The following is a 23,394-nucleotide window of genomic DNA, read 5'->3' as shown; positions in this document are numbered from 1 at the left end:
CGTAATAAAGTGGTATTTTGTATCTAGAATGAAGGAGTTAGCTTTGGCGGACTTCGCTTTGAAACAGTATTATTTTGAAGAACATAGTAATCATTGGTGGGGGTATTGTAGGGTTGAGTGCAGCCTATTACCTTCAAAAAGACGGACATCAGGTTACCGTAATAGATAAATCGGATATCACTTCAGGAGCTTCGTTCGTAAATGCGGGATACCTGACGCCAAGTCATATCATTCCCATGGCATCGCCCGGTAAAATCACCCAGGGACTCAAGTGGATGTTCAATTCGGCAAGTCCTTTTTATATGAAGCCCAGAATGGACCTAGACTTTTTGAAATGGTCTTGGTATTTTAAAAAGTCTTCTACCCATGCGAAGGTCGAAAAAGCCATTCCAGTTATAAAGGATATCAATTTATTAAGTCGCGATCTCTTCGAGGGCATTAAGGCATCAGGAGATTTAGGTGATTTTCAACTAGAGCGAAAAGGCCTGTTGATGTTCTATAAGACACAAAAGACCTATGATCATGAAATGGAAGTGGCCCAAAAAGCGAGTTTTTTAGGATTGGAAGTCCGTGAACTCGACAAGTCACAATTGTCCGAAATAGAACCGAATATCAAAATAGATGCGCAGGGCGCTATTCACTATGAATGTGATGGACATACCACTCCGACCGAGATCATGCCCAAAATGCTTCAGCATTTGAAAGATGTGGGAGTCGATATCCGTACGAATGAAGAAGTGCTTGATTTAGCCTTGAAAAGCGGCACAATCGATACCATTACAACTTCAAAAGGTGATTATCGGGCTGATGAGATTATTTTGGCAGCCGGTTCTTGGAGTGGCAGGTTGTCAAAACAAATGAAGATCGATTTGCCTCTACAAGCAGGGAAAGGATACCGCATCAATGTGGCTCGCCCTCTAGGGATTACGATGCCAGCCGTTTTAATGGAATCGAGCATGGCGGTCACACCTATGAAAGGGTTTACCCGCTTTGCCGGTACGATGGAGTTTTCCGGTATCAATGATCATATACGGCGCGAACGTGTTGAAGCTATTGCGGCCGGAGCCCAAAAATTCTACCCCGAATTGGAGATTACTGCGGAGGAAAAAGCAGAAGCACAAGCCGGAATGCGGCCCGTAACACCAGATGGATTGCCCTATATCGGAAAATCGCGAAAAATAAAGAATTTGACTTTTGCTACGGGCCACGCCATGATGGGCTGGAGCCTAGGACCGGCCACGGGAAAATTGGTTTCGGAGATTGTCGCCGATAAAAAAACATCGATGGATGTCTCAGCCTTTCATCCCGAACGTCGATTCAGTTAAAGGAGCTCGTTTGGTTTCCTTATCTCATCTAAAAGTAGTTCTCTTAACAAGAGGAATCACCTATGATCTTCCATTCACCGTTGATACGTTTAAAGATAATCATGAACGTGCCATTGGCATCTCCGACATCCCGTGTCAAGAAGTAACTTCCCATAACCCAATACGCATCAGGATTGATTTGCGTAATGTTGGCAATTTCAAATTGTAAGTTTCCGGTTTCCTTTGCGGTAGGATAGTTGCGTTTGTAATTGGTCAAGGTGGTATTCCATCCCTTGGTAATCTTGCCACGACTGAAATAGGTCAGTTCATCCGATTTCCAATAACCGGCCATAAAACCTTCGATATCATTTGCGGACCAGGCCTTTTGCTGTTGGTCAAGAATGGATCGAATGGCCGCTAGGTCTTCATTGACGGTGGGTTTTGTGGTGCTACAAGAGAACACTAGAAATAGGAATAAGGCAGTACATAGAACTTTCATAAAAATGGTTTTTGAAACTTCAAGATACGAAATCCAATCACCAAAAAAGCCCTGATCAGTATCAGGGCTTTTTAACTATATGCGATACTACGGCTTAGTCATTTGACAGAATGCTCAAAATGTACCAAAACAATAACATTAAGGAAGCGAACAAACCTAAAGATGCCGCCACGTATTGATTTTCCTGATATTTATGAATCATATTCGATGTTTGGTAAAGAATGGAACCGGAGGCCAGTACCACCATTCCGACACTGAACCATAGACCGAGATTAAAACCGAACAAGGTGCCTGCTACGATCAAGCCAATAGCGATAAAACCACCAAGGGTCAAAGCCGATTTCAAGAACGAAAAGTCTTTTTTCGTCAAGAAAACAATAGCTGAAAGGCCAGTGAACAAACACAGGGTCAAAATAGCGGCCTGATTTAGAATATCGAATGCGCCATCTTCGGCAATCATAATAGCGATAAAAATGAGGGGTATGAAAATAAAGGCCTCGGCAACGACGTAGAGTATCAACCCTGCGTAGTGCATGTTGGTATTATTGCTGCCAATAGCCATTTTTTCGGCGTAGTTCGTGACTAACATAAATCCGCCCAAAAGCAATAACCAACTAAATCCACCAGTCAGGGACAACGCGAAATTTACGATGGCGTCTATTTGAAAAAACAAGGTTTCTACCAATATGAACAAAAGGACGGCTCCCGCAAGGTGTGCGTAAGTCTTTTTGTAGAAGGTGACTCTGGCTTCATCATGAAGTTGACTGACCATTGGGGATTGAGATACGGGGTGATTTTCCATATTTAAATCAAGTTTAGGGTTTTACATTGGCACAAAAACGCGGAAATATCCTATTAAATTGTAAAATTTGGACGAAGCGCTTATTTTTTCGTTTTAGGAAATGCGCAATTGCCTTTTACGGGATTTCTTTAGTATCTTGTTTGCTTTGAGAAACCACGATGATGAAAAGGAAAGCACTCAGGTCCGTACAACTGATACTATGTGGTATATGCCTAATTATCGCGACGAACGCATTCGCGCAGCAGATGCCGGAGCGCAATGAAAGACCTAACATTCTTTTTATTCTTTCCGATGACCATACCTCTCAGGCTTGGGGAATATACGGAGGTGTACTGGCACCCTATGTGCAGAATAAGAACATCGAGCGATTGGCCGCCGAAGGTACCGTTTTGAATAATGCCTTTTGTACGAACAGTATTTGTACTCCCAGTCGCGGAAGCATCCTCACCGGGCAATACAGTCATGTCAATCAAGTGTATACCTTAAGTGAACCTTTGCCAAAAGGACATCCGAATATTGCTAAGACGTTTTCAAAAAATGGGTATCAGACTGCGATCATCGGCAAATGGCATTTGGTCGGCGAACCTGAGGGTTTCGATTATTTTAATGTGCTACCGGGACAAGGTCGCTATTGGAATCCGATTTTAAAGACCAAAGAAAACTGGGCCGATGGGTACGATGCTTCGGCGGGAAAGGAGTATGAAGGTTTTTCGACCGACGTTATTGCCGATTTGACCATTGCGCATCTAAAAGAGCGCAATCGGGAAGAACCTTTTTTGATGTTCTGTAATTTCAAGGCCACTCACGAACCTTTCGATTACCCGGAACGCTTCAAGGATCTGTATACCGATGTAAGCATTCCCGAACCGGAATCCCTATTCGATTTTAATCCAGAAACTACTGGGCGCACCTTTATCGGGCAAAAACTTGAAAAACTGGGACAACGTTGGGACAATGCGACCAAAGATCCCGAGAACTGGTGGACGACCTATCCCGGGTTACCTTACCCCTTGGAAGGACTGGACTCCATTCAAAAACGAAAGAAAATCTATCAAAAACTCGTGAAGGACTTTATGCGTTCCGGAGCGGCCATTGACGATAATATCGGAAAGCTCCTTGATTATTTGAAGAAAGAGGGTATCGCTGATAATACAATTGTGATCTATACCGCCGACCAAGGCTATTTTTTAGGCGAACACGGCTTTTTTGACAAGCGTATGATCTACGAAGAATCGCTGCGCATGCCTTTCGTCATACGCTACCCAAAGGAAATCAAAGGAGGACAACGTATCGATGATATCATTTTGAACATTGATTTCGCCGCCTTGCTGGCGGACTATGCCGGAATTGAACAACCCGATTATATTCAAGGAAGAAGCTTTCGACAAAACTTGGAAAGCGGCACCCCTGTCGATTGGCGTAAACAACTCTATTATCGGTATTGGTTGCACCATCCTGAACGGCCCGCACATTTTGGCATCCGCAATGAACGTTACAAGCTAGCTTATTTTTATGGGCAACCCTTGGGGAAAAAAGGAACGAACGCCGAAGTCACCGAACCTGCCTGGGAGTTTTTCGACTTACAGCAAGACCCGAAAGAATTGTACAATGCTATTTCGGATAAAAGCTATACCGCTATCATAGAAGAGATGAAGCGACAGCTACTTGAGGAGCGAAAAAGGTATAATGACTTGGATGAAGGGTCAGAAGTAATGCAGGATATGTTGACCAAAGAATTTCGATAATACGGAAAATCATGAAAATTTATAAAACCGCTTCTGGCGCGGTAATCGAACATCAAAATCACTTTCATTTAAAAAAAGTGGATGACTGGGACCTTTTTCTAAACCGGGTCAATCTGCACAAGGCCCTATTAGAGGAACTCAACGGCCTATCATTTAGTGAGGATAAGAATCTCTTAGATGATTTGAAAACCCCTATGGGGACTCAAGAAATATGGGCTTCTGGCGTGACCTATATGCGCAGTAAGGAAGCGCGGATGGAAGAATCGAAAAAGGCTGGAGGTGGCACCTTCTATGACCGAGTGTATGATGCTGACCGACCTGAACTCTTTTTTAAGGCTACTGCCCAGCGTACTGTTCCGCATAAGGGTACCGTGCGCATACGAAAAGATTCGGGATGGGATGTTCCTGAACCTGAATTGACGTTATTGATCAGTTCAGAGGGTACCATAGAAGGCTATACCATTGGTAATGATATGAGCTCCCGAAGCATAGAAGGAGAGAACCCGCTATACCTTCCGCAAGCCAAGACCTATGAGGGGTGCGCCGCTTTGGGCCCGTGCATTTATGTACCTGAAGGACCCATCGATAAGAATACCATGATTTCCTTGGAGATTGTGCGTGATGGTCAAGAGGTTTTTTCCAGTGCGGTGTCCATCAATACCATGAAACGCAAACACAAAGATTTGGTCGCCTATCTGTTTAGGGAGTGTAATTTTCCGCAGGGGTGTTTTCTAATGACAGGAACGGGCATCATTCCTCCTGACGAGTTTACCTTGCAGGTGGGCGATACCACTCGGATTACCATAGCGCATATCGGTACCCTTACCAATGTGGTTGGAGGGTAATCTATTGTTTTTTAGGGATAGTATCCCTCCAAATGGGGATTTCCACAAAACTGTCAGTGTGCCACTTCACCGTTAATGGGGTTTTCGCATCTTTGATCGTCTCCTCGCTCACCAATTTTCCCGTACCATAGTTCAACTCCGAAAAGGGATTTTTATTCACATTGACGTACACCATAAGACGACTGCCTTGATGTACTTTTTTGCTGACCAAATGGGTATTTGTGAAAGGCAGCGTCTCTTTCTCGTTAGGTCGTAACAAGGAACGCTTGGTAATATCCTTTGCATAACTGGCCCTTCCAACAATATAGGAGAGACTGAAATACGTATCGTCGGGTAGTACTTCGTAAAGCGTGACACCATAGTCAAAGTCCTTTTTATTGATACTGACCTGAAGTTCACCTAAAAAAGAACCGTTGACGATTATCGATTCGGTCAAAGGTTCACTGATAAAGTTGAACCCATTTCGCATATCTCTGTAGTCACGTTCAATAGGGGCTGGATAATAGTCGTTGTTCCAAATGGCCCTGTCACTGAAATCGACTTCCTGATAATGAAATGTAGGTTTCAATGGTTTTTGAGGGTGTAGGAGGTAAATATCCTCAACCGGTTCTTTGCTGAGATACAATTTCAGCGATTCGTTATGAAGTCCGTCAAGGGTTGCAGCACTTCTCCATTCGTCCGTACCCATCACCTGATAGTTGATTCTGTCTTTTAGAATTTTGGGCTTTTTGCCGTTGTTAAAGATGTAGTCAAACCACTGATAGGTAATTTCCTTGGTATCTATCAAGGCGTTAGGGTCTACTTTATACCCGTTCACTTCAGGAAACCCGCCCCTTTGCGCGCCAAAATGACTGTAAGGGCCAATAATCAAATAATGTTCGGCCTTTGGATTATATTTATAATGTTCACGCAAGTAGTACAAACCGGAGTTTTGCGAATCATTGTAATACCCGTCAATGGATAGTACGGGGATATCGATTTGGGAAAATTCCTTCTGATAAGGGGCCATTGTTTGCCAATATCTATCGAACGAAGGGTGACTTATCCATTTTTGAAACCACTTATTAGGTCTTTTATCGATGCTGTCCATTGTTTTGTAAGCCGTACCGCTTTCCCACCATTTAAACTGTAGGTCTCTGGAGCGCTGTCTGTCATTGCCGGCAATGGTATCCAAATAACGATTGTTTCCAACGTAAAATGCCCATTCGTAATTGGGGTTGATAAAAACATTATTCTCCATGGGTAGTCCCATACCAGGTCTATTCGCCACGTAGGGAACAATAGTCTTCAGTGCAGGATGAAGCGTTTTTGTAGCGGCCCATTGGGTGAATCCGTTGTAACTGCCCCCGAACATTCCTATTCTACCGTCACACCAGTTTTGTTTGCTTATCCAATCAATAACATCGTAAGTGTCGTTCGCATCATACTCGTAGGGCCAAATTTCTTCGGTACTATACCGTTTCCCTCTTGTATAGGCCATTACCCCAATATAGCCTTCATCCACAGATTCCTTTAAGCTTTGGAGGTCACGACCGTTGTCACGAACGTAAATGGTACTTTGTAACACCACCGGTTTTGGGGTCACGATGTTCGTATTCCGAACGACGATAGCGGAAATTTTCGCACCATCCCTTGTTTTGATGAGGACATCTTCAATCAAATAGGGCTCTTCCGGTGTTTTAGCTGGTGATGAATCACCTTTAGAGCTGAAGGTGTTGCAACCCACTAGAAAGAAGAACACGGTGTAGAGAACGGATTTCATGATTGGATTTTTTATAGAGACTCCAATTTCAGTTCGATGTGGCAAATACAGAAGTAATTGGAATAGATAAAATCGATTTTCCGTAAAAGGATATTAGCGCGCTGTCGCAGTACCTTCTTTTGACGCTAACCGCGCTTTTTTTACTTCTATTTTTTTCAACATCCAATCTGGGTAGTTCGTGGCATCCTCAGCTTCATAAATGCGTAGTTCTTGACCGTCTTGTGGGGCTTTCAGTTCATCGGGGTGACATCCTAGGATTTCAGCGGCCGTCGCAACTCCCGAGTGGCTGGCCCCCGCAACACCGTGCGATAGTATACTTGCCCCGCACAGGTATAGATTTTCGATTTCACTTTTTGCCTTAAAAGCGAACGGGCCAATATGCTTCAAACTTTTTTCAGTACCATAAACATTACCCTCTGTAGTATTGATATAGTATTCATTGGTGATGGGCGTACCCAGTTCTTGATGTACGATGTGATTTCCGATTCCGGGTACCGCCTTTTCCAAGCCCCCGAGCATCTTTTTTGTCAGATGGTCTTTAAAGGCTATATATTCTGAAGAACGTTGCGCATCTTCATCTGTATACTTTTCAAAGCATTTATAGTCGATAAAGGTGATTACTTCTAGTGTATGATGTTTGCCATCGAAGCTGATCGGGTCTTTTAAGGTAGTACAACTGATGAACATTCCCTCAAAAGGGGCATCCGATTGTAAGTCGGAATTCATGGCCTCATCGTAGTAGTTATCTTGATCTTTGTCGGGCATCATCCAGATATTCCCGGAATCCATTCCTGCTTGGCGAACGTCCATGTCTACCGTCAAAAAAAGCATCAAGGAGGTACAGGAGTAAATTGTTTTTTCCAGCTTCTTTTGAAGTTTTTGGCTCAGCTGCTCTCTACCGATCAATTGGTTATAAGTGATACCGACATCGGCATTTGAAATGATACGCTTGGCATATAATTGTTCTCCATTCTCCAATTCTACTCCGACTGCCTTTTTATGTTCTTCACCCGCGATGAGTATTTTTCGAACACCCTGACTTGTCCAGATATCCCCATCGTGTCTTTTTATCGCATTGGTCATGGCCTTGATCAGTGCTCCGCCGCCACCCATAGGATAGTACCCTCCATAAAAATAATGAAACATCAGTGCCGCATGTAAAATGAACGCTGCTTTTCTGGGTTGTACGCCATGATCTCCACACTGTATGTTCAAGATATTTTTTACCAAAGGATCTTTGATGTGCCAATTAATGACCCGTCGCAGGCTGAAAAGTCCGTACTTGCCGAAATGCCTTGTTTTATAGGGTATGGTCAGTTTTTGCCAAAAACCTTTGAAGTAGGGGAGTGAATACAACTGTTCACTGATCTTTCGGATAAGTCCCAGATATTTTTTGATGCGCTTGGCCTCTTTCGGAAAGCGTTCGCCCAACCGTGCGGCAAACTCCTCAGGGTTAGCTGGAATGTCAAAACGATGTTCCCCGATGTGAACATGCTCATAAGCATCCGGATTCATTCGAAAGAAAACAAGATCATTGGCGATACCCAAGCCCCTATAAAGGTCATTGGTCGCCTCTCCTTCACCACATAGACCCACATAGTGTACACCAGGCGTAAAACGGTGTCCGTTCAGATAAAAACTATGGCACCAACCTCCTGGAACATCGTGTTGTTCTAGAACCAATACCTTTTGTCCAGCTCTTGATAGACAAATAGCCGCCGCCAACCCGCCAGCACCGGAGCCAATGATAATGGTATCGTAGTCGGATGAGGTTGTCTGTTTGGGCATTGGGTTCTTTTTTCGATATCGAAGATAAAGAGAATAAAGGAAGTGCTACCTATACTTATTCGGAGGAATAGAGCTCATTCCAAAAAATTGTTCGGTTTTGCTCGGCCGACTGACGTGCGGCATCTAAAATCTGCATCACGATCCGATTGTTTTCCAAAGTGGTCACATCAAAGGGTGCGAGGGTGTGGTTTTCATGAACGATTCGTTTTAAAAGCGTGAAAGGCCCAGCTGCCTCCGCAGGCAGGGGATCAGCTTCTATCGTCTTCGGCCCCTCTTTTTCATGCTCCATGACGTCCATTTTTGTACCGTCTTTACAAAAGACGTACCCCGTAGATCCATAGACCTCCATATCCTTGACATTGTGCGGCCAGTTCCATGAGGCTTGAATGATGACCTCGGCCTGAGGATAGTTTAAAATAATTGTGGCATCATCATCTACATTAGGATATTTATTCGGTTTCAGTTGTTGTGTAATACATGTAATCGATTCTGGCACCTGACCTTTCATCAACCAGGTTGTCAGATTGGCGCCATAGCATCCAAAATCGGTCAATGCCCCACCACCATTACGAACGGGATCGGTGAGCCAGTCTAAAAACTCTACATTGCAACCGATTTCGATGGGCCCTGGGTGTCCGGTATGAAAGACCACCCGCTTTATCGGGCCGATTTTTTGATCAGTATGTACGAGCGCATAGGCCTTGGCATTACTGCCGTACCACGAAGTTTCATAATTCGTAAGAAGCTCTATCTGGTGTTTCTGCGCCAGGGAAATCATCTCTTTGGCATGGATCCAGTTTACAGCCAGCGGTTTTTCCACCATAATATGGATTCCCTTTGGGGCACAATATTTTACGGTTTCCAAATGTTCATAGGTGCTGTTAAAAGCGGAAACTGCTTCAGGATTCGTGGCTTGCACCATCGCCTCTAAAGAGGGATAGACCAACTCGGATGAATACCCGTATTGTTTGGTCAATCGCTCGGCCAAGTCACGGTTTGGCTCTGCAAAACCAACGATTTCAATATCTCCTCCAGTCTTTCCGCGTCGAAGAATTTGATGTACGTGGCCATGTGTCATTCCGACCACTCCGATTTTTAAAGGTTTTTTTTGAGGTTCGGATTCCTGTGCCTTCCCTACGAAAACGGGTAAGATCAATAGGAGGATACAGACGGAAATTTTCATTTGTTCAATGATTTTGCAATGGCAGCCTCCACGAGGGGTTCCATGACTTTATAGCCTGCTACGGTCGGGTGTACTTCATCTTCCGCATACTTTTTTGGCAGTCCGTTTCGGTCATCGACCATGGCACTGAAATAGTCGAGGTAGGTATGTCCTTTTTCCTCACAATAGGTCTTGATCATCTTGTTCAGCTCAATGATCTTCGGTGCCGGTTCAAGACCGGTTCTCCACGGATAGTCGTACGCAGGTAGGGTAGAAGAGAGAATCACTTTGATACCATTGGCATGGGCCATTTCAGCCATTCCCTTGATGTTATCCATGATCATGGGTATTGTAGAAGGGCCGGTGTTACCCGCAATATCATTTGTTCCGGCTAACAGCACCACTACTTTAGGGTGTAAATCAATAACATCTTGACGAAAGCGCACCAGCATTTGAGGTGTCGTCTGTCCACTGATGCCTCTATTGACCCATGGCTTACCCTCAAAGAATTCGGGACGGGAGTTGATCCAGCCGATTGTGATGGAATTGCCCATGAAAACCACTCGGTCTTCACCCTGTTTGGGTGCTTCAAGCGCCGCATTCGCCTCTTGAAATTCTGCGAGGTTGGGCCAATCTTGGGCAAATCCGTAGTTTGCGGCAAAGGTAGATAGGAGGGTAGCGAACATAAAGATTTTGAATTTTTTCATTTTTCGTTTTTTACTTGATAATCGAGATTCATACCTGCCTGCCTTCAGGCAAATTGCTTGGATGCGTGTTTACCCTTTCGGCAGTAGTCTGCTTGTCTAATTTTCTTTCAGATTCCTTGTTGGCTCATTAAGCATTAACTTGCTCAAGACCTGAAGGTATCAAATAGTTTTTTCTCTTCAAAGTTTAAAGGTATTTCCTGAAGTAACCGTTTTTGTGTGGGGCGCTGTGCATATAGATACATCAATAGCGCCAGTGCGATTACCAAATATAGGGCGGTGCCACTTTGAAAGTAGGCAAACAGTGCGATTAGCGCCGGTCCTTCGATCAAGGCGTATTTAATGAGCGAGGCGGCTTGATAGCGCGCTAGCTTGTGAGGCAGTTTTTCCTCTTTAGGCAGGTTTCCAATAAGCTTTTGATGTATGAACTTGCTACCAAAATAACCTAGCATCGCCACTGTAGGGACAATATATACAAAAATGTCTCCAGATGTTGCAGCTACCTTGAAGCCGCTGTTCTGCCAGTAGGCCAGTGCAGTGAATAGCAACAATCCCGCACATAAGGCGGAATGAATTACGGAAAGAGTTCGAAGAAAAGTTTTTGGTTGCATGATGGACGGTGTTTACTCTTTTTTGATTTCTGGTTGTCCCTTGATTTTTAATTCAAAAATATCCTCGCGCGCATAATGTCCGATAACGTCAAAGTCGAGCTTACTTTGTTGTACCGCGTCCAAATCAAGTTCAGCGATTAAAACGCCCGCTTCATTCCATAAGGGACCTTCGATTACTTTGCCCAAGGGCGAAACGATGATACTGCCGCCTGGGCAACAATTTTCCGGTTCGTTTTCCACCAGATGCTGGTATTTTGCAGGATACATTGATTTGGTATAGTATTGATTACAGCCCAAAACATAGCATCTACCTTCTAGGGCAATATGCTTCATGGTCGACGTCCATTCCTCTCTGGAGTCTGCCGTGGGCGCGATATAGATTTCAACGCCTTTTTGATACATACTCATGCGCGCTAGGGGCATGTAGTTTTCCCAACAAATGAGTCCGCCGAGTTTTCCGATTTTGGTCTGGAAAGTGCCCAATGATTCGCCTGCGGCTTCCCCCCATACCAAACGCTCGGTTCCCGTAGGCTTGATCTTTCGATGAACGCCTAGGAGGCCCTTGGTCGGTGAAATATAGAGCATGGAACAATACAGGGTTCCGCTGGTGTTTTGACTTTCGGTGACGCCAATAACCAAATACGTATTGTGACGTTTCGCAAGTTTCTCAAGACGTTTTAAATCCTCACTTTCCAAATCGAGGCTGTTGTCCGCAAATTCGGCATAGAGCTTTCGACCTTCTTCGGTTCGGCTACCGATCGTAGCTCCGAAAGAAAACCCTCTGGGATAACCGGGAATAAAAGATTCGGGAAAAACCAGAAGCTCACAACCTTGAGCGCTATAGGTTGCTATGAGCCCTTCGATTTTATCCAAAGTTCCTGATTTGTCAAAAAATACAGGAGATTCTTGAATGACGGCAACTTTGACTTTCATAGTATTTTTTAGTAGCGTTCTAAGATACTTGTTTTTAGCTACTTTTTACTAGGCATGATATGCCATTTAAGGGGAGTGGTAGTTGAAACAAAATATTGCCCATTGGTTTCTGTTTAGGGAAATCACTCAATCGATAAAGAAAAGATAAATGAACAAAAAACCGAAGGGCACTAACAGAATGATAGCGCATAGCCCGTAAATCACAATTTCCCTCTGCGCTTTGCGATGTGCTTTTCTACGTATCTCAGATTTGATCTGGGCCAACTCTGTTGCCGATGTTTGTTTGAAATCTACTTCCGTTTTTCCGGAAGTCTCTAGGAGAAGTTCTTTGATGTCTTTGAATTTCCTTTTCTTCAGCAGTGCTCTATTCTCTCGCATAACGCTTGTTGCACCAAATCCAAATCCCATAATTCAGTCTTTGTAATATGGGTAGTCAAGTTTTGGTTTTTGTTACAGGCATTACGTTGTTTTAGATATTAAATTTGCCCTGAACCGCTTAAATTGGTGGTTCAGGGCAATTAAAGAGTTCAGTTTCTACTCCATCTTTAATACTTAGCGCTTTTCCCATTGGCCATGGTCCGTTTGATGAAATCGCGAATATCATCATTGGCATTTTGGAGGTCTTCCCGACGTAAATACATCATATGGCCTGATCGATATCCTTTAAAATCAAAACGATCTTTCATTCGACCACTGGGATCTACCTGCCACATCGTGTACTTGGCATTAAAATAGGTGGTAGCCCCGTCATAATAACCGGATTGCACCAACACATTCAAATACGGATTCTGGGCCATGGCCTGACGTAGGTCGTCGCGTGTATTGTCCTTCTCATTGTTCCAGGGCCGAACCGGGCCGAACATATTGTACTTGATATCGGTCTTGAATTTAAGCTCTTCCTGCAAGTAATAATTGATAGCCGGTGTAAAACTGTGTAACCACGAAGTTATCTCCGCATTGTAATCGGGAGAAGTACCAGATAATTCCTTATCTATTCCCAAATACCGACTGTCTAAACGACCGATGGTGTACCCTCCCTTATCTTTCAACAGGTTTTTCCAAAAGTACCGGGTGGGAACTACTAAATTCAAATCGAGGATTTCTTTTTTAGATAGTCCGGAGTAGTAGGCCATTTTCTCGGCAACTGTTTCCCTTTCCGCATCGGTGATGAATCCACCTTTAGCCAGGGCCGGCACAACCGTGTTGACCGCATATTCTTCGGATTCCGGTAATATTTCCAGTAGGTCTTTGTTCTGAAGGGCAGGTGGTAAGGCCTTATGATGCCAAGCCGCCGCAGTAAAATAAGGCAACTTAATGCCATCAGATACGGGCCCACCAGTTCGGATGATCTTATAATCCGCAGGCGAAACCATGATTACACCATTCAAATACATCCACTGCTGATTTTGTAAGGCCAAGGAGAGCCCCATGACGCGAGTGCCCCCATAGCTTTCACCCACAATATACTTTGGTGAACGCCAGCGGTTGTTACGCGTGACGAAGGTATTGAGCCATTCGGCCAGATACTTGATATCGGCATTGATACCGAAGAACTTGTCGCGGTCGACCTCTTTGCCCGTTTCAGGAATGGTACGACTATACCCCGTGTTCGCAGGATTCACATAAACAATATCGGTAACATCTAAAACCGAATAGGGGTTTTGCTTAACGCCATAGGGCTGTACCGGGTAACCTTCATCATCTATTTTTAATACACGCGGCCCGGTATAGGCCAAGTGCATCCAAACGGAACCTGAACCGGGTCCACCATTAAAGGAAATCAATAAGGGTCTTGAAGCCCTGTCCTTAACATTGTTTCGGGTATAATACGTGTAATGCAATGAGGCAATGGGTTTGCCCATTTCATCCCATACGGGTTGGGTCCCGACTGTAGCCGTATAGTTAATGGCCGTGCCGTTGATGGTTACATTGTGCTGAGTGGTTACCGTTGTATCAATCGGTAGTTTTCTTTCTTGGGCAAGGGCGCAGTGCATCAGACCGATGCACAGCAACCCTAATACTGTTGATTTTCTCATTGTAGCTTTTAAATTAGTCCCTCTAAAAGTAGGGAAAAGGAAATTTGGAAACAACCTTGGAATACGATGGAAATGACATTCTTTCAAGAACAACTATTTATTCGTTCTTACGGGATAGCGGTACCCCATTTCGATCAAAAAATCCGTAGTTTTAAAAAGGAAATTTAAAAAACGAGATCATGTCGAAAATCAGCAGAAGAACTTTTAATAAAAAATTGACGCAGGGGATGGCCGGGACGGCTTTGTTGTCAGGAATGCCCTTAGCCTGTGGAATGGGAGCCGAACAATCCGATAAAAAATTGGGGATCGCCCTTGTAGGATTAGGCAGTTATAGTTCAGGTCAATTAGCTCCTGGTCTGGTCGATGCCGAACATTGTTACTTGGCCGGTATTGTTACGGGAACTCCTTCGAAAGCCTCCCAGTGGATGAAACAATACAATATTCCCAAGGAGAACGTGTACAATTATGAAAATTTCGATACGATTGCTACCAACGATGCCATAGATATCGTCTATGTTGTTTTACCGAATAGTATGCATGCTGAATTCTGTATCCGTGCCGCAAAGGCTGGAAAACATGTCATTTGCGAAAAACCCATGGCGGTAAGTGTGGCAGAATGTGATGCCATTATTGAGGCCTGTGAGGAAGCTGGCGTAAAGTTGAGTGTAGGTTACCGTATGCAATCGGACCCTTATACGAATGAGATCAAGCGTTTGGTCAAAGACAAGGTTTATGGAAGTATACAGTATGTCTCGTCGGATGCAGGGTACATATCACGGGGGAATCCGGGTCAATGGCGTTTGAATTACGCGCTTTCCGGAGGTGGTGCCTTGATGAATATGGGGGTATATTCCATACAGAGTAATATTTATGGCACAGGAATGAATCCGATATCGGTTTCTGCTCAGGAATTTAGCACGCGACCTGACTATTTTAAGGATACTGATGAGAGCATTACGGCGCAGATGGAGTTTCCGAATGGGGTAGTGGGGCATATGTTCACTAGTCACAATGCCAATGCAAATCGCCTTTTCTGCAGTTTTGAACGGGGTTGGGCCGAATTAAATCCTTGTCATAATTATGGCCCCTTGAAAGGTCGAACATCGGATGGAAAAGAGATCTCATTTCCCCATAAAAGCCAACAAATGCTGCAGATGGATGATTTTGCCAAGCATATCAAAACGGGAAGTACCAATTTTGCCCCAGGAGAAATGGGCAAACGTGATATGATTATCGTAGAAGCGATTTATCGTTCGATCAAGGAAGGCGGAAAAACGATTCCCCTTGATTTAGGAACCATGGGAATCGTTTCGTAAATACGTCTTTGGGTATAGAAAAAACCCTCTTCCGTCAGTGAACGGGAAAAGGGCTTTCGAAGCAAAACAGAATGATCAGGGCAAAACGGCCACCTTACTTTCGATTTTTTCTTCGGGTGTTGTATCGGTTAAGGTTTTTAAAAATAGTACCAAATCCCCTTGCTCCTCCTCAGTGAGCTCAAGTGGATCCGGCGGAAGTGTTTGATATTCCAAATCGATTCCGATTCCTGCTCCACCACCTCGATTGTAAAAGTCGACGACCTCCTCTAAGGTTTCGTATACTCCATTGTGCATATAAGGGGCTGTCAACGCAATGTTCCGAACGGTTGGGGTCTTGAAGAAGAACTTCCGTTCTTCCGTTTCGTACATGTAAAATCGTCCTAAGTCAGGATCTACGCTTGCGTTAATCGTATCATTATGCTCAGGTACGCCCAAAAGTTCTAATTCGGTATCCTTGTATCGAGTAGGCACTGTACCATTGAAGACCGGAGCAAAATGGCAGGTGGCACACTTTGCCTTGCCCATAAATAAGTTAAATCCGTTGATCTCGTTTTGTGTCAATGAGTTTTCCACTCCATTGATGTTGTTGTCGAATTTTGAATTGAACTTGTTTAAACTCCGAATGTAACTCGCAATTGCGTTTCGTATGTTATAATCGTTCGCCTTACCGTTGTAAAGACTGTCGAATCTTCGCCTGTAGGCTTTATTTTTATTGACAGCACTCATCAGGGTATTCAAATCGGTATGAAACTCGGTATCGCTATTGACAACGGAAACGATTTGACCTTCCAGGCTTCCTGCTCGATTGTCATAAAAATAGGCCTGTTGAAGCGAGACATAGGCCAAGGTGGGGCTATTTCGGGATTGTCCTTTTGATTTGGCGAACCCATCTGTAAAGGCCTTGGATTCAATGTGACATGTCGCGCAGCTTATCGCTTTGCTTTTGGAAAGATTGGCATCATTGAACAGGTCTTTGCCTAGTTCGATACGGTCTTGGGAAATGTCCCTATTTCTATAGTCACTGAAATAATGGATGTTGAAGGTGTTTTCTGAGAATAGGGAAGTTGCATTGTTCTCGATGGCCATGGTAAACGGAAAATCGATATTCCAGTCCGACACCAAATCATTGCACAACTGCATTTGTGGATGGGTATGCTCTTTGATAAAGGCATATCGATCGAAGCTCTCAAAGTCTGCCTGCTGCAGACTGCTGATGGTGCTGTCGATTTCCTCCATCCATTTTTGGTAGAGTGCTTCGTCTTCAAACTCGGTATGAACCGATTCAAGAAGTTCTTTGATACTTTGATAGACGAACACCCCTTCTAATTGGGACTGTTCGAGAACGGGGGAATCGAATCCCGTAATACCTGTTTGTGACACCCGCATAATGGCATCGCGAAGCATCCAAACGATATGATAGTGTTTTGCATGCGAAAAATCGCTGTTTTGTTCTAATAATGCCAACCGGCTTCGAATCAAATCTGCCGCTTTGTGTATAGCGTCAAAATCTGGATGTTCAACAAATATTGACTCTTCGAGCACTTGAAAACTCTTGGGTGCTGCAATTTTTATACTGGTGGCATCCTCTTCTTCTACTTTTAAGATGTTCGGTGCATTCAGAAATTTATAGTTCTCGGCGTCATAAAAAGCCATGATAGGCTCCAATCGTTTGAAGTAGCTCCGTGATAGCTGGTAGTACCGCTCCAAATCATCATGTTCTGTGGTCAACAAAAGACTGTCCAAATAGATTTTACACTCGTACAGATCGGCATGGTACTTCAAGGATATACGTTCTCCCAAGGAAGAGGTTTGAAGTGCGGCTATTTCCCTATCTGCTTGTTTGCAAGACATACACAATACAAAGAGGCCTATAAGCATATAGACCCCTCTGTTACTTTGTAAATTATAACTAATATTTATCATTGCGATTTAGTTCGGCAAGCCTTTGACCAAGAACATTTGGCTACCTTCTTTACGGCTATTCGCATCTGAATTGGCGAGAGGGTCCGTAAAGGCAGAGCCGTCAGCGGGTTCCCATCCGTGATTTTGTGTAATCATGATAAATGAGTCTTCAACGCCAATGGTTTTGGACACGTCGATCATACCGGTAATTTCCCAATTTCGATCAATGCTTCCTATGCCATTGCTCGCAGCCGCTTCTTGGTCACATTCCAATACCGTTTTAAGTTCACCTGTATTTAGGTTGTACTGATAGAGTTGTGCAAAGTGCGTTTTGTCCGGTGTATCTGGATATCCATTGGGATCTTCTTGTATATATGCATAGTTTTTGGTCACCACGATATTATCAGGACTATGGAATGCTTTTGCTATTCCGTCTAACTTATCTCCGTCCAATACGCAGGTGATCGTCGCTTTCGTTGGGTCATCTTCAGAAAGAACTACCTTATATATTCTTCCATACAACGTTCCTTTGCCTACCAAAGCGTCTCTTTTTCGACCGGTAACGGCCATATAAACTTCTCTTTGGTTTCCTGCTACACCTCTTCTCCAGTCGATATCCTCTAATCTTGAAAAGCCCATCGATCCTTTTGCCATAGCTTCGGCGTTCAATAAATCGATTTCTCTTTCTTCCATTTCAATGAATTCTGCTTCATAGGTTTCACCTTCTACCATATCCATTTCATAAGTAATGCCTTCGGTCATCACTTTAAGCGTATAGAGTTTACCATTGTTTAGGTCTCCTTGATTTCCGACGTACATACCTAATTGTCCTTGTGGTACTTCATTGTCGGAATCGTCGTCTCCGATAAAAGCTACGGTTTTACCAGGAAAGGCATCCTTACCGATAACAACTGCATTTTCTGTAGACCACTGCCCAAAAGCCGGTAGCATTGCGGCAACTGAAGCACTAGAGGCACTTTTATAAGGATCTGTCGCGAAAACGCCCTTCGAAGAACCGCCCCATTCACCTCCGGAAAGATAGATAGGTCCGAATCCGTGCTCTTCAGGAGTAATAAGTGAACCTGAACACTGTGCCGTATTGGCCGTAGCTTTGGCATTTAAAATATGATCTCCTTTTACGGGCATGAAACTTTCATCGAATTTGATTCGTGCCACTGAATAATCCGCTTCAATATTATTGATAAGAGTAAAGGTGCCATCGGCCTCTTTAATCAATCCCGCACCATCGGCCATTGATCCGTAGACGAAATCAGGTGATTCAGGTAATTCGTCGCCAGAGCTCAATAAGGAGTATACTTGAACATTGCTAAACTCGGGAGCCATCTTAAAGAAAGCCGGTGTTTCTGAATGGTTCTTAAGAACCACTCCTTTTGCTTCCTCCTCGCCTCCTTCATCTTCACCACCTAGGAAATCATCCAATTGATCGCACGAGGTAAAAGAAACAAGGCCTGCAAGCAGGAGTACTTTTGTAATCTTCTTCATTTTAAAAAGTGTTTTTAGGTTATACTATTATGATGGTAAAATTAGAGGCCGATGTTTATGCTAGTCTTAACTGAATATTTTGTTTTGTGAGGAAAGAGGACCTGAAATATTATGATATTGTTATTATCTAGAACAATTCCTAATAGTCTTTAAAGCTTTATAAATCAAAAGGTTATCTGATTTTTTTTAGCCACGTCAAGCGATTTTTGAAAAATGAACTTAATAGCGCAGTAGCGTTTTATTTACCTTTCTTTAACTATTCTTGTTTTAGGGATTTTGCTTATAAACAAAGCGTTCTGTATCGCTTTTTAGGCCGTTTCAAGATTTTTATCCTTTCGATAAGTCAACTTTTTCAAAGACGTCAAACCTCAGATAAATTAACATACCATTGGTTTATTTAAAGTTCAGGTTACCCAGAATTAAGAATGGGTTTAAGCTTTTGGTCTCGTAAAAACCTAATTTTCGCCTACGATTACGAGAACATAAAACCCACAAAATGAAAAAAAACAAATTTGTTGTATTCTTTAAAAAAGTCACTCTTGCCCTGTTCGCAGGGCTTGTTATTTTTTCCTGTGAGAAGATAGAGAACACTACTTATGAAGAAGTGATAAGCAAGGTAACGGTTGACGATGAATCACAACAAGAAGAGGAAGAATCGAACAAAACGACTGGATCGCTCGCTCAACTCATTTCGGAAACCGAAGAATTATCACTATTGAAATCGGCCGTTGCCAAGGCTGACCTTGAAACAGTACTGGAAGGTGATGGTTCATTCACCGTTTTTGCGCCCACCAATGCCGCTGTGGAAGGACTTTTTAATTTATTAGGATCGAACTATGATGGCTTTGACGATTTCGACACTTTTGTTGAGTTAGAGATTCTTAGTAGAATCTTGACCTATCATATGGTAGAAGGGCAAATCTTGTCTACTAGTATTGCTGCCGGTGAAATACCTACGTTATACGAAGGCAATTCATTGGAAATAATCATCTCTGGCGATTCTTTTATCATAGGAGATGCTTCGGAGGTTGATGCAAAACCAATCGCAGTAGATGATATGGCCACAAATGGTGTCTTGCATATCATTGACAAAATTCTGGTGCCCCAAGATGTCATTCAATTTTTGGGTAATCCCGATCCAACGAATACAGATGAAAAAACCATCAAAGAACTTATACTAGAAACGGAGGATTTCACCTTTTTAAAAGAAGCGCTGACATTGACCGGTTTGTTGGATACCTTAGGGGAAGATGGACCATTTACGGTATTTGCACCGCGTAATGATGCCCTCTTAGGTCTTTTAGGATTATTAGGTGATGAATTCACAGGGCTTGAAGACTTCTCTGGACCCGATGAAATCGCCCTGCTTAGGGACATTTTGTTGTATCACGTTTTAGGGGAAAACTTAGGTTCGAATAACTTTTTTGAGGGTCAGTTGAATACCTTGTCCGGCAATAATACGTTGGACTTGGTCGGGGAGGAGGATGATTTTGTATTGGTCGATGCCCTTCAATTGGAGGCCAAATTTACCACTACCGATATTCCTGCAAAAAATGGTACTATACATACTATTGATAGAATTTTGATTCCAGAATCGATTGTAAGCCTGGTTGAAAATACGGTCTATCTGGCTTTTGAGCGAGCGATGTTGAATACAGGGGACTTGAACACAGCCTTGGAGTTTTTCAAGAGAATACAGGATCGAATGAATTTAGAGGCCTTGGCCGAAAAGGAGTTTACCTTCTTTTTTCCTTCCGATCAAGCCTTTATCGATTTGTTCAACCAAATCGGTATGGATCGAATAGAGGAGTTCAATAGCCAAGAGGGCCTCGAACTATTAAAGGTCATCCTGTCGTATCATTGCGTCGAAAATGTAGCGCTTAAGGCGATGGATTTTACCAATGGGCAATCCTTGGATACATTTCAGGGAGAAACACTTCAGATACAGGTGGATCAAGGGGTCTATGTGTTGGATAAAACAGGTGCACCTTCAAAGGTAATTCTATCTGATCAAGATATCCTGAACGGCTATATTCACGTGGTAGACAAAATATTGCTACCGCAGGAAATCATAATGGAGCTTTCCTTATGACAATTTAGTGACCGAAATGCACAATTAAGACTAAGACGTTATCCGGAAGAAAACAGTGAAACGCTAGGGTGTGAATGTGCACCTTAGCGTTTTTTACGCTTTAAAATTTTTCGAAAACCCCCAATCCAAATAGAGCAAAGTCGTATTTAACAGGATCGATGGAATCGAGTTGCCGGAGACTTTTGTCAAGCTCGGCCAATGCTTTTGCATCGTTTTGTTTGCGTTTTAGTAATTTGAGTTTCCTGGCCACATTTCCGGAATGTACATCAAGAGGACAGGATAGCACGGCAGGCGGAATCGATTTCCAAATACCGAAATCCACTCCGGTAGAATTACTGCGTACCATCCAGCGCAGGAACATATTGATGCGCTTGGCCGCAGAGCCCTTCAAAGGGTCGCTGACATGTTTCGTGGTGCGCTTTTCATGGGGGAGTTCAAAGAATACGGTTTTAAAATGGGCAATGGCCGGCTGAACGGAATCTGTGGTGATTGCGGAGGAAAATACGGCTTCAAGCCCATGATGTTCCAAGTAAATATTGCGCAAACTTTTGATGAAGTAGCACAAATCGGTTGTATTGAACGTACGATGGACGAACCCCGAAAAGCGTTCTAGATCAGACTCCTCATAATTTAGAATGAAGTCATGAGGGGCATGATCCATTAATTGCATCATGCTGTTTGCGTTGTTGATGATACTTTTTCGATTGCCCCAAGCTATGGTCGCTGTTAAAAACGCACTGATTTCAATGTCTTGGGAGCTTGTAAATCGATGTGGAATTTGTATCGGATCGCTTTCTAGAAACTTCGGGTGATTGTATTGTGCGACCTTGGCATCAAGAAATTCCTTTAACTCGGACTTGTTCATACCTTAGACCACTTCTTTTTTAGAGGTGGTAATCAAGCCATCGACCATGACCAACTTTCTATCGGCCATGTCGGCAAGATGTTCATTGTGGGTTACGATGACAAAGGTCTGCCCAAATTTATCTCGGAGTTCGAAGAACAATTTGTGCAGTCTATCGGCACTTTCAGAATCAAGATTGCCACTGGGTTCATCCGCAAAAATTATCGATGGATTATTGATCAATGCCCTGGCTACCGCTACACGCTGCTGTTCTCCTCCAGAAAGTTCAGTTGGCTTGTGGGTCTGTCGCTTTTCCAATCCGAGAAACCGGAGTAATTCTTTTGCCCTTTTTTCAGCTTCGGCCTTCGGGGTATTTTTGATAAAAGCCGGAATACATACATTTTCCAATGCCGTAAATTCTGGAAGCAGTTGATGGAACTGAAAAATAAATCCGATATGTTCATTACGAAATCGAGCTAGTTCTTTTGCCGATAAATGGGTGACGTCCACATCATTGATAATCAAGCTACTTTCCTTTTTATTGCTCTGAACGTCAAGCGTACCGAGTATCTGTAACAGGGTAGTCTTACCCGCTCCGGAGGCACCGACGATGGAGACCACTTCACCTTTTTTGATATGTAGGTCCACACCTTTTAGTACCTGGAGTTCCCCATAAAATTTTTGGATATTTGAGGCCTTAATCATTTCAGTTTCTTTAGGGGTTGAAAGTAATCAATAGGGGGGAGATGTCAAAATATTCAAACTTCGTAAATATCCCATATACATTGATAGTTTTGGCTATTTTTGAAGACCAAGGGTGCTACAGGTTCCTCTAGTGCCTCGCTTATGCTAATAATATCATAAATAAAGCGTGAAAGCCTACGGGTTTTTAAAATTGTTTAATATTTTTGAAAAAAGAATAAACATAATCAATACATGTCTCCATACCGAAACTTAGAAGAATATAACCTAGAGATTACAGATGAAGTAAAAGAACGTTACTCATCGATAATTGACGAAATCGGGGAGGACATTTCCCGTGAGGGATTAGTGAAGACCCCTGAACGTGCTGCAAAGGCCATGTTGTTTTTGACACAGGGTTATCAACAAGATGCCAAGGAAATTTTGGAAGGAGCTATGTTCAAGGAGGATTATGATGATATGGTCATCATCAAGAATATAGAACTGTATTCGTTGTGTGAGCATCATATGTTGCCCTTTTTTGGTAAGGCACATATTGCATATATTCCAAACGGACATATCGTAGGTTTGAGTAAAATACCGAGAATTGTCGATGTTTTTGCTAGACGTTTGCAAGTGCAAGAGCGTTTGACCCATGATATTTTAGAGTGTATCAACTCAACCTTGAAACCCAAAGGTGTTGCTGTAGTTATTGAAGCCTCGCACATGTGTATGATGATGCGTGGCGTACAGAAGCAAAATTCCGTCACCACGACTTCCGGTTTTCGTGGGCAATTTGAAAAAATAGAAACACGAAACGAGTTTCTCAAACTGATTGGCTCAGACCTTTCGTAGGTCACTTAGA

Annotated in this window: 20 protein-coding genes; 6 read left to right on the top strand and 14 right to left on the bottom strand. The window is 43.2% G+C overall.

The features are described from left to right. Positions 1 to 71: 71 nt before the first annotated feature. Positions 72 to 1,325: an NAD(P)/FAD-dependent oxidoreductase gene (locus ACKWCA_RS13975; protein ID WP_413978906.1), complete on the top strand. Its 1,254-nt coding sequence runs from the start codon at positions 72 to 74 to the stop codon at positions 1,323 to 1,325. Positions 1,326 to 1,368: 43 nt separating this feature from the next. Here the strand turns inward: ACKWCA_RS13975 and ACKWCA_RS13970 are convergent, their stop codons facing one another. Continuing rightward, entirely contained in the window at positions 1,369 to 1,803 is a 435-nt protein-coding gene (locus ACKWCA_RS13970; RefSeq protein WP_413978829.1) for a YybH family protein, read from the bottom strand. Between the two features lie 94 nt (positions 1,804 to 1,897). Next, a complete protein-coding gene (locus tag ACKWCA_RS13965; protein WP_413978828.1) occupies positions 1,898 to 2,605 on the bottom strand; it encodes a Bax inhibitor-1/YccA family protein in 708 nt (235 codons plus the stop codon). A 158-nt stretch (positions 2,606 to 2,763) separates the two neighbouring features. Here ACKWCA_RS13965 and ACKWCA_RS13960 point away from each other — a divergent pair, with 158 nt between their 5' ends. Then, positions 2,764 to 4,350: a sulfatase family protein gene (locus tag ACKWCA_RS13960; protein ID WP_413978827.1), complete on the top strand. Its 1,587-nt coding sequence runs from the start codon at positions 2,764 to 2,766 to the stop codon at positions 4,348 to 4,350. A gap of 11 nt (positions 4,351 to 4,361) precedes the next feature. Further along, the gene (locus ACKWCA_RS13955; protein ID WP_413978826.1) at positions 4,362 to 5,195 is read left to right on the top strand and encodes a fumarylacetoacetate hydrolase family protein; all 834 of its coding nucleotides are present in this window, start codon (positions 4,362 to 4,364) and stop codon (positions 5,193 to 5,195) included. A 1-nt stretch (position 5,196) separates the two neighbouring features. On the opposite strand, the gene ACKWCA_RS13950 is transcribed toward ACKWCA_RS13955, so the two are convergent. The 8 genes from ACKWCA_RS13950 to ACKWCA_RS13915 all read right to left on the bottom strand — a co-directional run bounded on the left by ACKWCA_RS13950 (position 5,197) and on the right by ACKWCA_RS13915 (position 14,191). Next, the gene (locus tag ACKWCA_RS13950; protein WP_413978825.1) at positions 5,197 to 6,957 is read right to left on the bottom strand and encodes a CocE/NonD family hydrolase; all 1,761 of its coding nucleotides are present in this window, start codon (positions 6,955 to 6,957) and stop codon (positions 5,197 to 5,199) included. A gap of 93 nt (positions 6,958 to 7,050) precedes the next feature. Beyond that, positions 7,051 to 8,745 carry a phytoene desaturase family protein gene (locus ACKWCA_RS13945; protein WP_413978824.1) on the bottom strand — a complete coding sequence of 565 codons (1,695 nt, stop codon included), beginning with the start codon at positions 8,743 to 8,745 and terminating at the stop codon, positions 7,051 to 7,053. A gap of 55 nt (positions 8,746 to 8,800) precedes the next feature. After that, positions 8,801 to 9,928: a Gfo/Idh/MocA family protein gene (locus ACKWCA_RS13940; protein WP_413978823.1), complete on the bottom strand. Its 1,128-nt coding sequence runs from the start codon at positions 9,926 to 9,928 to the stop codon at positions 8,801 to 8,803. Continuing rightward, positions 9,925 to 10,614 (bottom strand): SGNH/GDSL hydrolase family protein, encoded by a 690-nt coding sequence (locus ACKWCA_RS13935; RefSeq protein ID WP_413978822.1) that lies wholly within the window; start codon positions 10,612 to 10,614, stop codon positions 9,925 to 9,927. Before ACKWCA_RS13935 ends, ACKWCA_RS13940 begins: the two co-directional genes overlap by 4 nt. A 143-nt stretch (positions 10,615 to 10,757) precedes the next feature. Then, positions 10,758 to 11,222, bottom strand: a complete 465-nt coding sequence (locus ACKWCA_RS13930) for a hypothetical protein (protein ID WP_413978821.1) — start codon at positions 11,220 to 11,222, stop codon at positions 10,758 to 10,760. 12 nt (positions 11,223 to 11,234) lie between these two features. Next, positions 11,235 to 12,155 (bottom strand): carbon-nitrogen hydrolase family protein, encoded by a 921-nt coding sequence (locus ACKWCA_RS13925; RefSeq protein ID WP_413978820.1) that lies wholly within the window; start codon positions 12,153 to 12,155, stop codon positions 11,235 to 11,237. 126 nt (positions 12,156 to 12,281) lie between these two features. Continuing rightward, a complete protein-coding gene (locus ACKWCA_RS13920; protein WP_413978819.1) occupies positions 12,282 to 12,563 on the bottom strand; it encodes a hypothetical protein in 282 nt (93 codons plus the stop codon). Between the two features lie 137 nt (positions 12,564 to 12,700). Continuing rightward, positions 12,701 to 14,191: a S10 family peptidase gene (locus ACKWCA_RS13915; RefSeq protein WP_413978818.1), complete on the bottom strand. Its 1,491-nt coding sequence runs from the start codon at positions 14,189 to 14,191 to the stop codon at positions 12,701 to 12,703. Between the two features lie 179 nt (positions 14,192 to 14,370). Between ACKWCA_RS13915 and ACKWCA_RS13910 the strand changes: the two genes are divergently transcribed. Continuing rightward, entirely contained in the window at positions 14,371 to 15,507 is a 1,137-nt protein-coding gene (locus ACKWCA_RS13910; RefSeq protein ID WP_413978817.1) for a Gfo/Idh/MocA family protein, read from the top strand. 75 nt (positions 15,508 to 15,582) lie between these two features. Here ACKWCA_RS13910 and ACKWCA_RS13905 read toward each other — a convergent pair whose 3' ends face one another. Both ACKWCA_RS13905 and ACKWCA_RS13900 read right to left on the bottom strand, forming a co-directional pair. After that, the gene (locus ACKWCA_RS13905) at positions 15,583 to 17,430 is read right to left on the bottom strand and encodes a cytochrome-c peroxidase (RefSeq protein WP_413978816.1); all 1,848 of its coding nucleotides are present in this window, start codon (positions 17,428 to 17,430) and stop codon (positions 15,583 to 15,585) included. Between the two features lie 6 nt (positions 17,431 to 17,436). Beyond that, positions 17,437 to 18,912 carry a PhoX family protein gene (locus ACKWCA_RS13900; protein ID WP_413978815.1) on the bottom strand — a complete coding sequence of 492 codons (1,476 nt, stop codon included), beginning with the start codon at positions 18,910 to 18,912 and terminating at the stop codon, positions 17,437 to 17,439. Positions 18,913 to 19,408: 496 nt separating this feature from the next. On the opposite strand from ACKWCA_RS13900, the gene ACKWCA_RS13895 reads away from it, so the two are divergent. After that, positions 19,409 to 21,004, top strand: a complete 1,596-nt coding sequence (locus tag ACKWCA_RS13895) for a fasciclin domain-containing protein (RefSeq protein WP_413978814.1) — start codon at positions 19,409 to 19,411, stop codon at positions 21,002 to 21,004. A 100-nt stretch (positions 21,005 to 21,104) separates the two neighbouring features. Here the strand turns inward: ACKWCA_RS13895 and ACKWCA_RS13890 are convergent, their stop codons facing one another. Beyond that, positions 21,105 to 21,869 carry a TIGR02757 family protein gene (locus tag ACKWCA_RS13890; RefSeq protein ID WP_413978813.1) on the bottom strand — a complete coding sequence of 255 codons (765 nt, stop codon included), beginning with the start codon at positions 21,867 to 21,869 and terminating at the stop codon, positions 21,105 to 21,107. 3 nt (positions 21,870 to 21,872) lie between these two features. Next, positions 21,873 to 22,553 (bottom strand): ABC transporter ATP-binding protein, encoded by a 681-nt coding sequence (locus ACKWCA_RS13885; RefSeq protein WP_413978812.1) that lies wholly within the window; start codon positions 22,551 to 22,553, stop codon positions 21,873 to 21,875. Positions 22,554 to 22,784: 231 nt separating this feature from the next. Between ACKWCA_RS13885 and folE the strand changes: the two genes are divergently transcribed. Further along, on the top strand, positions 22,785 to 23,384 hold the full coding sequence (gene folE / locus ACKWCA_RS13880; protein WP_413978811.1) for a GTP cyclohydrolase I FolE: 600 nt from the start codon (positions 22,785 to 22,787) through the stop codon (positions 23,382 to 23,384). The last annotated feature ends 10 nt before the right edge of the window (positions 23,385 to 23,394 follow it).

Source organism: Maribacter corallii (assembly GCF_047345415.1).
GTDB lineage: Bacteria > Bacteroidota > Bacteroidia > Flavobacteriales > Flavobacteriaceae > Maribacter_C.
The sequence above is the reverse complement of the archived record's forward strand: the minus strand, read 5'-3'. Positions and strand labels throughout refer to the sequence as shown.

Coding starts and splice junctions, on each gene's coding strand:
- ACKWCA_RS13970 (WP_413978829.1), bottom strand. CDS start 1,803: ATGAAAGTTCTATGTACTGCCTTATTCCTATTTCTAGTGTTCTCTTGT.
- ACKWCA_RS13965 (WP_413978828.1), bottom strand. CDS start 2,605: ATGGAAAATCACCCCGTATCTCAATCCCCAATGGTCAGTCAACTTCAT.
- ACKWCA_RS13960 (WP_413978827.1), top strand. CDS start 2,764: ATGATGAAAAGGAAAGCACTCAGGTCCGTACAACTGATACTATGTGGT.
- ACKWCA_RS13955 (WP_413978826.1), top strand. CDS start 4,362: ATGAAAATTTATAAAACCGCTTCTGGCGCGGTAATCGAACATCAAAAT.
- ACKWCA_RS13950 (WP_413978825.1), bottom strand. CDS start 6,957: ATGAAATCCGTTCTCTACACCGTGTTCTTCTTTCTAGTGGGTTGCAAC.
- ACKWCA_RS13945 (WP_413978824.1), bottom strand. CDS start 8,745: ATGCCCAAACAGACAACCTCATCCGACTACGATACCATTATCATTGGC.
- ACKWCA_RS13940 (WP_413978823.1), bottom strand. CDS start 9,928: ATGAAAATTTCCGTCTGTATCCTCCTATTGATCTTACCCGTTTTCGTA.
- ACKWCA_RS13935 (WP_413978822.1), bottom strand. CDS start 10,614: ATGAAAAAATTCAAAATCTTTATGTTCGCTACCCTCCTATCTACCTTT.
- ACKWCA_RS13930 (WP_413978821.1), bottom strand. CDS start 11,222: ATGCAACCAAAAACTTTTCTTCGAACTCTTTCCGTAATTCATTCCGCC.
- ACKWCA_RS13925 (WP_413978820.1), bottom strand. CDS start 12,155: ATGAAAGTCAAAGTTGCCGTCATTCAAGAATCTCCTGTATTTTTTGAC.
- ACKWCA_RS13920 (WP_413978819.1), bottom strand. CDS start 12,563: ATGGGATTTGGATTTGGTGCAACAAGCGTTATGCGAGAGAATAGAGCA.
- ACKWCA_RS13915 (WP_413978818.1), bottom strand. CDS start 14,191: ATGAGAAAATCAACAGTATTAGGGTTGCTGTGCATCGGTCTGATGCAC.
- ACKWCA_RS13910 (WP_413978817.1), top strand. CDS start 14,371: ATGTCGAAAATCAGCAGAAGAACTTTTAATAAAAAATTGACGCAGGGG.
- ACKWCA_RS13905 (WP_413978816.1), bottom strand. CDS start 17,430: ATGATAAATATTAGTTATAATTTACAAAGTAACAGAGGGGTCTATATG.
- ACKWCA_RS13900 (WP_413978815.1), bottom strand. CDS start 18,912: ATGAAGAAGATTACAAAAGTACTCCTGCTTGCAGGCCTTGTTTCTTTT.
- ACKWCA_RS13895 (WP_413978814.1), top strand. CDS start 19,409: ATGAAAAAAAACAAATTTGTTGTATTCTTTAAAAAAGTCACTCTTGCC.
- ACKWCA_RS13890 (WP_413978813.1), bottom strand. CDS start 21,869: ATGAACAAGTCCGAGTTAAAGGAATTTCTTGATGCCAAGGTCGCACAA.
- ACKWCA_RS13885 (WP_413978812.1), bottom strand. CDS start 22,553: ATGATTAAGGCCTCAAATATCCAAAAATTTTATGGGGAACTCCAGGTA.
- folE (WP_413978811.1), top strand. CDS start 22,785: ATGTCTCCATACCGAAACTTAGAAGAATATAACCTAGAGATTACAGAT.